At 68.1% G+C, this 5,026-nt stretch carries 6 protein-coding genes; all 6 read right to left on the minus strand.

All coding sequences use genetic code 11. From position 1 onward, the window contains the following. Nucleotides 1-334, minus strand: a 334-nt coding sequence (locus tag QZV72_RS10430) for an alpha-hydroxy-acid oxidizing protein (protein WP_297008250.1), incomplete at its 3' end; no start/stop codon positions are given. A 71-nt stretch (nucleotides 335-405) separates the two neighbouring features. Beyond that, on the minus strand, nucleotides 406-2,088 hold the full coding sequence (locus tag QZV72_RS10435) for an L-lactate permease (protein WP_297008251.1): 1,683 nt from the start codon (nucleotides 2,086-2,088) through the stop codon (nucleotides 406-408). A 157-nt stretch (nucleotides 2,089-2,245) separates the two neighbouring features. Beyond that, nucleotides 2,246-3,079 (minus strand): Fpg/Nei family DNA glycosylase, encoded by an 834-nt coding sequence (locus tag QZV72_RS10440; RefSeq protein ID WP_297008253.1) that lies wholly within the window; start codon nucleotides 3,077-3,079, stop codon nucleotides 2,246-2,248. Continuing rightward, nucleotides 3,072-4,112 carry a YbjN domain-containing protein gene (locus QZV72_RS10445; protein WP_297008255.1) on the minus strand — a complete coding sequence of 347 codons (1,041 nt, stop codon included), beginning with the start codon at nucleotides 4,110-4,112 and terminating at the stop codon, nucleotides 3,072-3,074. Before QZV72_RS10445 ends, QZV72_RS10440 begins: the two co-directional genes overlap by 8 nt. Beyond that, the gene (locus tag QZV72_RS10450; RefSeq protein ID WP_297008258.1) at nucleotides 4,113-4,802 is read right to left on the minus strand and encodes a hypothetical protein; all 690 of its coding nucleotides are present in this window, start codon (nucleotides 4,800-4,802) and stop codon (nucleotides 4,113-4,115) included. Between the two features lie 44 nt (nucleotides 4,803-4,846). Continuing rightward, a partial coding sequence (locus QZV72_RS10455) for a DUF6966 domain-containing protein (protein WP_297008259.1) occupies nucleotides 4,847-5,026 on the minus strand: 180 nt, incomplete at its 5' end.

Genomic DNA, 5,026 nt, shown 5'->3' on the forward strand with positions numbered 1-5,026 from the left:
GGGTGAAGCCGGTCGGGGCGATGCCGAAGGGCAGGGCCGAGGTGCCGCCGAGGATCTCCGTGGTGGTGTCGATGTGGGAGGCGTCCCGCAGGATCGACGGGTGGAATTCGACGTCCTCGAAGGCCTGGCGTGCGCGGGCGAGGGAGATCTCGCCCTCCGCGGCGCCGTCGGTGTAGTCGAAGGCGGAGGCCGGGGTACGGCGCTTGGCGATCTTCCGCAGGTCATAGATGGTGAGTGCGGAATCGAGCCGACGCTTCTTCGCGTTGAACTCCGGCTTCTTGAACTTCATCAGTTCGAGGATCTCGGACGGGTGGGGGAGCTGTCGGGTGACCATAACACAACATGGTACGCCTTACCTCTGGTCAGGTCAGCGTTCCTTACGCTGCTCCGGGCGCCGCCCCATCGTCAGGGCAGCATCCCGGACAGGATCCCCGACTGCAGGCCGTTGAGCAGACACAGCGCGACGAGCATGCCGACGCTCCACCAGACGACCTTGCGCAGGATCACGGACTCCTTGCCGACCAGGCCGACCGCCGTGGCGACGATCGCCAGGTTCTGCGGACTGATCAGCTTGGCGACCACACCACCGGAGGTGTTGGACGCCACCATCAGTGCCGGATCCAGGTTCGCCCCCTCCGCAGCGGTCTGCTGCAGGGTCGCGAACAGGGCGTTGGCGCTGGTGTCCGAGCCGGTCACCGCAGTTCCGAGCCAGCCGAGGACCGGGGCGAAGAACGCGAACGCGGCACCGGCGCCGGCGATCCAGGTACCGACCGTGATCGTCTGCCCGGACAGGTTCATCACATAGGCCAGCGACAGCACCGAGACGACCGTCAGGATCGTCCAACGCATCTTCACCACGTTGTCCACGTACAGCTTCGCGACGCTGGTCAGCGGGTACCGGTAGACCAGGGCCACGATGACACCGCAGATCAGCAGCAGGGTTCCCGGACCGGACAACCACTGGAAATTGAAGACGGTCGAGCCGGACACCTCACCGGAGGACGTGAGCACCTCACCGTCGAGCCCCGGCCAACCGAAGCTGACGTCCGTGGTGGCGAGCCAGTCCTTCAGCGGTGCCCACAACTTCGCGAGGCTGAAGACCACGACGACCAGTACATACGGGAACAGGGCCATGGCGATGCGACCGCCGGTGAGTTCACGGCCGGTGTCCCGCTCGCCCACGGCGTCCTTCGCGATCTGTGCGTTCTCGCCGGTCGCCTCGGCGTCCTCCCTCTCCCGTTCCGTCCCGAGACGGTCGATGGCCTCGTCAGTGCCCTTCGGCGACCAGAACCGCAGCATGACCACGGCGACCGCCAGGCCTGCCAGCGACGAGATGATGTCCGTGAGCTCGACGGAGATGTGGTTGGACGCCAGGAACTGGGCACCGGCGAAGACAGCACCGATGACCAGGGCGACGGGCCAGCAGTCCTTGAGGCCACGGCGTCCGTCCACGATGATGAGGAGGAACAGCGGGACCATGAGGGCGATGAGCGGCGTCTGCCGGCCGATGATCGCACCGATGTGTTCGTAGTCGATACCGGTGAGGTTGCCGGCGGTGATCACCGGGGTGGCGATCGCACCGAAGGCGACCGGGGCCGTGTTCGCGACAAGGACGGCGACGGCGGCGCGCATGCGGGGGAAGCCGACGGCCAGGAGCATCACACCGGTGATCGCCAGCGGTGCCCCGAAACCGGCGAGCGCCTCGAGCATGCCGCCGAAGCAGAAGGCGATGAGGATCGCCTGGATACGGGGGTCGTCGGAGATGCTGTCGATGACCGCGCGGAGGTCCTGGAACCTCCCTGCCTTCACGGTGATCTCGTAGAACCAGATCGCAGCGATGACGATCCAGAGGATCGGGAAAAGCCCGAAGACCGCGCCCTGGGTGGCGGACAGTCCCGCCAGATCAGCGGGCATGCCGTAGGCGGCGACGGCGACGACGAGTGAGACGGCGAGTGCCGCGAGGCCGGCCCAGTGGGCACGCCATCGCAGGACGCCGAGGGTGACGAACACCGTGAGGAGGGGCAGAAGAGCGACGAGCGCGGACAGGAAGGTGTTGTCCGCGACCGGTGCCAGGTCAGGTTGGTACATGAAGGCTCCGTGAGATGTGTGCGAAGTGTGGGGTGCGCCACTTGAACGGTCAAGGCATTGTGCCAGACCACACTATGTTGTCCCGAAACACTAAGTCGACCCCGGGCCGCGGACCAGCCCCGCCCGGACCTGCCACCTCCCCTGGACTATCGCTGATCTACCCCGACTGGCACACCGGGCACCAGTAGATCTTCCGCCCCGCCATCTCCCCTGTCTCCACCGGTGTGCCGCACACCAGGCAGGGCAGCCCGGCGCGCCGGTACACGTACACCTCGCCGCCGTGGTCGTCCTTACGCGGCGGACGCCCCATCGCCTCCGGAGTGTGCTCGGGGCGGACGGTGTCGATCCGTCCGGCCAGCTCGCCGTAGGTCATGAGGTCGACCATGTCCGACCAGATCTCGTCCAGCTCCGCCGCTGACAGGGACCTCCCCGGACGCGTCGGACCGATACCCAGACGGAACAGCACCTCGGTGCGGTAGATACTGCCCACGCCGGCGTACAGCGCCTGGTCCATCAGCAGCGCCCCGACCGGCTTCGACGACCGTCGGGTCTTCGCCAGTGCCGTCTCCAGTTTCCGTGCGTTGAGTTCCCCCGCCGGGGTGTCGCCGCCGACCACGCGCAGTGGGTCGACCCCGAGTTTCGCGACCGCGGCGTCCTCCTCCACCGGGGTGACCAGGGCACACCGCTGCGGGCCACGCAGGTCGGCGGCGACCGCGTCATCGGCGATACGCAGCCGCACCTGGCCGTGCGGCGGGGCGACGGGTTCGAAGCGCAGGGTACCGATCAGTCCGAGGTGGATGTGGACCGTACCCGCAGTGAAGTGCACGAACAGGTGCTTCCCCCAGGCCTCGGCATTGGTCAGCACCGACCCGTCGAGCAGGGACGCCTCGGCGGCGAAGCGTCCCTGCGGGGAACTCACCGCCACAGCCTCCCCGGCGAAGTCGGTGGTCAGGCCGGTGGCGAGCCGGTGGATGACATGACCCTCAGGCATCGGAGTCCGTGTCCGCGTCCTCACCGGCGATCTCGGACATCAGCAGCCGCAGCGTTTCCGCGACGACCTGCCGGTCCCTCGCCATGACGTGGGACACCTGGGCGTCCGACAGTCCCGACCCCACGGGGCGGTGGGCCGCACAGGTCAGCACAGTTCCCTCTCCCCCGTCCGCCGCACCGTCCGCCACCGCGACGACACCACCGGGCAGCGCATTGACCCGGCCACAGAGAGCATGGAGCCAATCCAGGGTATCGGCGTCGACCGCACCGAGGGAGACACCGTCGGTGACCGTCAGTGTGCCGTCGTGCAGCGCCACATCGGGACCGGAGGCGAAGCGCAGGTAGCCGTTGCCTCGGCGGCCGGACGCACCGGACTCCCGGACCTCAGTACTCTCCCCGCCGTCTCCGCTCTTCGCCGCCCTCTTCACTGCCTCCGCGAGTCTCGGCAGCAGCACCGCGGGTGTGCGACCACCGAGCAGTCCGTACTGGTTGCCGTCGGTGACCAGAGCGGTGATGTCGCCCGAAGCGGCCGGAGCGTCGTCGGCTCCTTCGGCGTCAGCATCATCATCCTCGACATCCTCCGCTGCCGGCCACCGCGCAACGAGGTACTCCCCCAGTGCGGTGAACCCGGCCAGGCCGCGGCGCATCCACTCGTCGAGCTGTTGCACCGTCACCCCAGCTCCACAGGTCAAGGCACTGTCCGCGCGGACCCGAACCCGGCCTTCCTCGTCGAGTTCAGCATGCGCACGGGGCACCGTGTGCCCGGCGTTCCACCGGTTCAGGGAGGCGTCGACCCCGTCTCCGGCGATCCCGTGCCACAGGGCGTCGACGGTGAAGGTCAACGGTCCCGTCGTCGCGCGGGCGGACACGGTGAACCCTTCGACGTTCCCGCCACCGACCTCGACGAGGACGCGCTGCAGCACCGAGGACGCCAGGTCGGCCTCCGGCCGCGGATCCGGGAGCACGTCGACGGTACCGGGGTCGGGGGCATCCTTCCACTGCCGCCGGGCCCTCGGGCGTTTCCTGCCGAACATCTAGTCCTGTCCCTCCGTCGCGTCAGAGATCTTCGCGACCTGTTTCTCTGCGAGTGTGGTGAGCACGTCCGCGTCGGTGACGCCGGCCGAAGTGACCCGGAAATGCACACCCTCGACAGTACCGGCGACCGTGGTGACCACGTCCTCGCCGGGTGTGACGGAGTCGCTGAGCACGGTGATGACCCTGGTGTCGTCCGGGCTGGCGACCGATGCCTTCTGCGCGGAGGCGCGGTAGTGGGTGACCGAACCGTCGGAACCGGTGCGGGTGAAGGCACTGCATGCCCCGGCATCGATCCTGCCGGATGCCAGATCGGTGGTGTCCCCGTCGTCGGCGGTGGACACGACGGCGTCGATGACCGCGGGGGTGTTCTCATCGTCGGGGAGGAACTCGACGGCGTTGACCGTGTCCCGGTGGTCGTGGAGCTCCGCGATGATCGAGTCGGAGGTAGGCACCAGGGCACCGCAGGACGCCGGTTCCGTCGTCACCCCCGCCAGTGCGGCATCAAGCTGCTGGCCGAGATCGTCCCCGGCGTCGGTGAGCACCTCGGCGACACTGTTCCACCCGAAACCGTCGGGAGCATCGTCCTCGGTGAGGAGCATCGGGGCGATAGCGGAGGTGTCGGTCGGCCCGTCATCGCCGCAGGCGGTGAGCAGGAACACCGGGAGGACGCCGAGGGTCACCGCAGTCACGGCACCTCGCGACCTGCGGCACCGCGCCGTATCCGCCGTGTACCTCACGTGTCCTCCTCGTAGTAACGGATCAGGGCGGTGACGTCCTCGTAGATCGCTTCGGTGATCTCGTCGTGCAGGTCCGTCACCCGCTCCCACCGGCCCTCCGCCACCGGGTGCCCGTTCCACGGACAGATGTACAGGTCACTGATGCTGCCCATTCCACCGTAGGCCGACAGCATGTA

Origin of the sequence: uncultured Corynebacterium sp., from assembly GCF_902782855.1 — a bacterium.
Lineage (GTDB): Bacteria > Actinomycetota > Actinomycetes > Mycobacteriales > Mycobacteriaceae > Corynebacterium.

What these genes read in the sequence shown, in the direction of transcription:
- QZV72_RS10435 (WP_297008251.1), bottom strand. Translation starts at nt 2,088, where the DNA reads ATGTACCAACCTGACCTGGCACCGGTCGCGGACAACACCTTCCTGTCC.
- QZV72_RS10440 (WP_297008253.1), bottom strand. Translation starts at nt 3,079, where the DNA reads ATGCCTGAGGGTCATGTCATCCACCGGCTCGCCACCGGCCTGACCACC.
- QZV72_RS10445 (WP_297008255.1), bottom strand. Translation starts at nt 4,112, where the DNA reads ATGTTCGGCAGGAAACGCCCGAGGGCCCGGCGGCAGTGGAAGGATGCC.